We start from the raw sequence: 3,267 nt of genomic DNA on the forward strand, positions 1-3,267 counted from the left end.
ATGCTTCGCCCCTACAGGACGCGGAACCATGAAGACGCAAGGTTTTGAAGCACGATTCTCTCAGAATCTTGCACCTGTTTCGGGAGAAAAGCCACAAAACCTCTACCTTGCCTACATTTCACATTTATTCAGCAAACCCTATTTATTGGCGGTAAGCTTGACTGCGATGTTCAATCAGCAAGACGATAACTTGAGACTGACTATCATCAACTGTATAGATAACCCGATAGTCTCCAACGCGGAAGCGATACTTCTAGACAAATTCTCCCTTTAATGCTTTAATTTGAGGGTGATTTTTCGGTGTTTATTGAAGGAGTTTTAAACACTTAGCAATCTTCTTTTTTAAGATTGGATCCGCTTCAGAATAAGCTTTATTTGCTTTAGCTGTCAAACGGACTTTATAAGTCATCTCAGCTTTCCCAATCAATGAGGCAACCTGATTGTAAATCCATTTCAGCTTCTTTCAAATGTTCCATAATATTCGGGATTGCTCTAATTTCTTGCGTTGCCTTTTCACTTTCTTTATCTGACAAATAAGCGGCAAATTCTAGAATCATCTTTAAATTTTCTACTGATAGGGTTTGTATATATTGTTGAATCTTTTGCTGCATTAAATCGACCTGTACTAATGTTTCAGAATCTAAAAAATCTTCTGGAGTCGAGGGATTTACTTCAACGTCAGTTAGAGTCATATTTAATCAAGTGCTTCTCTCAAGTTTATTATTTGTATCTTAGCGTGTATCCCGTCTCCTGACTCCTGACGACCGACTCCTTAGGGACTTGCGTGGGAATAATATCCCAATTGATCGGAGGGCGCAAGCTTTGCGCCCCTACAGTAACGGATTTTGTCCACAATGTAGGGGCGAACTGCGTTCGCCCAAAAGGTACATTATCAAAGCGCAAGTCCCTTACCCCACAGTTAACTTTATTTTTGTCCAACTACTTAATACTGCGAATGTATGAAAACGCATCAATTGGGCAAAAGCTCAACGATGCGTTTTTAAGTTCCAAAAACCGCTATATTTGTAACCCAAAACAAATTAATTCTGATTAGGGTCAGTGGCTGCGGCCATTTGCATTCTCTGCACCAGATTATCGAGGGCTAATTCTAGATGTAAACCGGCATCTACGGCGGTCCAACCCTGTTCGGTTAGGTGTCGCCATTCAAAGTGTAGGTGCGGACCGGTAGAAAGTCCCGTACTACCCACACGACCGATAACCGCCCCCTGTTCCACCCATTCTCCCGGTTTGACGGTAATTTCTGAAAGGTGGGCATAACGAGATTCTTGACTACCATCGAGGTGACGTAAAATCACCGTTAATCCGTAACCTCCCAACCAGTCGGCGGTGGCCACTTCCCCTGCGTAGGCGGCCAATACAGGTGTTCCCATAGGTGCGCCTAAATCAGTACCCGCGTGCATGGCCCGATTCCCGCTGACTGGATGATTTCGCCACCCGAAAACCGAGGTAATTTGGGCGGGAAGGGCGAGGGGAAAAAGTAAATCGGTGCGTTGAGTTTGGTTAGAATCCGTGGGACTTAAACGGGTGGCCCGCTCATAGGTGGTCGCTTCGCTGATTGCTTCCACTTCTGCGCGAGTCACTGGGGCCAAAGCCAATTTTACGCCATTCCATTCCGGGGGATTGAGGGCCACCACCTGACTTGGAATCACCGTCGGGGCAGCCAGACGTACCGGGGCGCTAGAAGCGACAAGAGTGGGGGCATAACGACCCAGGGAATTATTAGCGATAACCGGCTGATTTCGGGGCTGCCGTCCTACTCGCACGGCTGGATTAGGATTGAGACGCACCCGGGCCAGATTAACCGGGGGTAAGGGTTTGGCCACAGTGCTGACCGGCTGACGACGGGGGGACCGGGCCGCCAGATTACAGCTACCTCCTACCAGTTGACCATTTTGGGCGATCGTTTGGCAACCACTGCGGCGCTCGGTGACGACAACGGAACTGGGGGGGTTAAAGTTTCTAGTATCGATAAAATTATTTTTACCGCCGGCCCGGGGGGCAAGGGTAGGCATATCGGTTTGATGGTTTTCGGGGATAGCCAGACGGGGGGCCGGATTAGTATTTTCTTTGATAACGGGGGCTTTCAGAGTCGGGGCGGCATTTTCCACTACCGGGGTTTCGCTGCCAGTTTCGGAATTAGCGATCGCATTGGGAGCAAGAGTAATCAGACCGCTGATTACTAAACCGAGACCACTGCATAAACTCAGCTTCTTTTTTAAGGATTTTCCTAGAAAAAGTTTCAATATCACCGATGAAGGATACATAGGGCGGCCTCACTTCTCACAGTTTAGTCAAAAAAATATTTAGACTCAATTATAGCCGAGACTAACCCTACCGGCCGGTATATAAATTTCGCTACTGGCATTGTCCGAAGTGAGTTTAACTTTTAATTCTCCTCGATCGCTTACCCCCGTTATTATGCCCTGATAGCCCTCGAAAACTATCTTTTGACCAAAATTGGCAAAAAGTTCTAAATAGGAGGCTAATAGGGCTTTTATGCCGTGATTACAGTAATATTCATAGCCGTATAGGATAGCCTCGCTGGTGAGAGAAGTTAACTGAGCGATCGAGGTGATTTTATTGCCAGTAAAAGCCTGTAAATTAATACCCGTGGGGGGGACGGGATTGGCCCAATTGATGCCCACTCCGATGACTGCTTGCGGGATGTTTTGGCCCTGAATACGGGTTTCTAGGTTAATTCCCCCTAGTTTGCGCCCTAGTAATACTAAATCATTCGGCCATTTGATTTTAACAGGTATTTCTTGACAATTGAGGTGATAAGCGATGCCCCAAACTGTAGCGAGAACGAGATGGGCAGATTTATCCACCTCTAAATCAAGATTTAAAGCCAAAGATAAATATAATCCTCCCGGTTCAGAAATCCACTCCCGTCCCCATTGTCCCCTCCCGGCACTTTGTTGACTAGCAGTCACCACAAAAGGCGGATTTTCCCCCGATTCTAATAATTGCCAAGCTTTAGTATTAGTGGAAGTTAATCGCTCAAAGTGATGGATTTTGGGCATAAATGGGAAGTGGGGAGTATTTTCAGTGTTGCCAAAGGCACGGCGTAGCCGTCCAGTAAACAGTAATCAGTAATCAGTGACCTGATAGTTACTAATTCTGTACGCAAATATTGCATCTAGAATTAGCTTTGTACGCTTTGACCCGTACTGGGTTAACTACGAACCTCTCTATCGGATTCCCGCTAAAGGCGGCCTCTCCGACTACCTTTCTTCCAATATTTAA

At 46.3% G+C, this 3,267-nt stretch carries 3 protein-coding genes and 1 pseudogene; all 4 read right to left on the reverse strand.

All coding sequences use genetic code 11. The features are described from left to right. Positions 1-142 precede the first annotated feature (142 nt). The 4 genes and pseudogenes from IM485_RS22700 to IM485_RS09830 all read right to left on the reverse strand — a co-directional run bounded on the left by IM485_RS22700 (position 143) and on the right by IM485_RS09830 (position 3,044). Positions 143-409, reverse strand: a pseudogene (locus IM485_RS22700) (type II toxin-antitoxin system RelE family toxin). Position 410: 1 nt separating this feature from the next. After that, on the reverse strand, positions 411-692 hold the full coding sequence (locus IM485_RS09820; RefSeq protein WP_002787278.1) for a hypothetical protein: 282 nt from the start codon (positions 690-692) through the stop codon (positions 411-413). Positions 693-1,040: 348 nt separating this feature from the next. Then, a complete protein-coding gene (locus IM485_RS09825) occupies positions 1,041-2,285 on the reverse strand; it encodes a M23 family metallopeptidase (protein WP_287742738.1) in 1,245 nt (414 codons plus the stop codon). 45 nt (positions 2,286-2,330) lie between these two features. Continuing rightward, a complete protein-coding gene (locus tag IM485_RS09830; protein WP_104396150.1) occupies positions 2,331-3,044 on the reverse strand; it encodes a biotin--[acetyl-CoA-carboxylase] ligase in 714 nt (237 codons plus the stop codon). Positions 3,045-3,267: the final 223 nt, after the last annotated feature.

Origin of the sequence: Microcystis sp. M169S2, assembly GCF_020245865.1 — a bacterium.
In the GTDB taxonomy this organism is placed as follows: Bacteria; Cyanobacteriota; Cyanobacteriia; order Cyanobacteriales; family Microcystaceae; genus Microcystis; species Microcystis ichthyoblabe_A.

Coding starts and splice junctions, on each gene's coding strand:
- IM485_RS09830 (WP_104396150.1), bottom strand. CDS start 3,044: ATGCCCAAAATCCATCACTTTGAGCGATTAACTTCCACTAATACTAAA.
- IM485_RS09825 (WP_287742738.1), bottom strand. CDS start 2,285: ATGTATCCTTCATCGGTGATATTGAAACTTTTTCTAGGAAAATCCTTA.
- IM485_RS09820 (WP_002787278.1), bottom strand. CDS start 692: ATGACTCTAACTGACGTTGAAGTAAATCCCTCGACTCCAGAAGATTTT.